Genomic DNA, 706 nt, shown 5'->3' with positions numbered 1-706 from the left:
GCGACGCCTTCTTCGCCATCCAGACGCCCAAGGGCACCGTCTATACGCGCGACGGGCGGATGCAGATGAAGCCGACCGGCGAACTCGTCACCGTCAACGGCGAGCCTTTCCTCGATGTCGGCGGCGCGCCCCTGATGATCGATCCCTCGGGCGGTCCGATCTCCATCGCCCATGACGGCATGATCACGCAGAAGAACGTGCAGATCGGCGCGGTCGGCCTGTTCAAGATGCCGGTGGGCGCCGATCTCCAGCGCGCCGGCACCTCCGGCGTCGTTCCCAATAAGGCAGCCCAGCCGCTGGTGGATTTCGAGGACACGGCCGTCGCGCAGGGCTATGTGGAAGGCTCCAACGTCAATCCCATTCTTGAGATGACGCGCCTCATCGAAGTGCAGCGGGCCTTCGAGCAGGCCGCCAACATGATCCAGACCTCCGAGAACTCGCTCAACTCCGCCGTCACCCAGCTCGGAGCCACGAAATGACGGCAGGCTCCAGGCAGAAGGTCGATCTTTCGGGCCTGAACGAGCCGTTGATCCGCATCAGCGGGCATATCGTCGATGTGTCCGCGCAGTCCTTCCGCGTGGCGGGCCTCAGCCCCTATGTGAAGCTCGGCGACTGCGTGGTCTGCGACGGCCCCGAAGGCGAGGAACTGGGCGAGGTCGTGCGCGTCGAGGAAGCCTCGGCCACGGTGAAGCCCTTCGCGGTGCGC

1 protein-coding gene and 1 pseudogene are annotated in these 706 nt (G+C 65.6%); both read left to right on the top strand.

Translation table 11 applies throughout. The annotated features are described in order from the left end of the window. Window positions 1–479: flagellar basal body rod C-terminal domain-containing protein (locus tag NS365_RS23085; protein ID WP_058602617.1), on the top strand; the 479-nt coding region annotated here is incomplete at its 5' end. Further along, a pseudogene (gene fliI, locus NS365_RS23080) lies at window positions 476–706 on the top strand (flagellum-specific ATP synthase FliI); the annotation flags it as partial. The gene NS365_RS23085 and the pseudogene fliI, both read left to right, overlap by 4 nt.

The sequence above is a fragment of the Aureimonas ureilytica genome, assembly GCF_001475935.1.
In the GTDB taxonomy this organism is placed as follows: domain Bacteria; phylum Pseudomonadota; class Alphaproteobacteria; order Rhizobiales; family Rhizobiaceae; genus Aureimonas; species Aureimonas ureilytica_A.
Note: the sequence above shows the minus strand (reverse complement) of the source record. Positions and strands in the feature narration are given on the sequence as shown.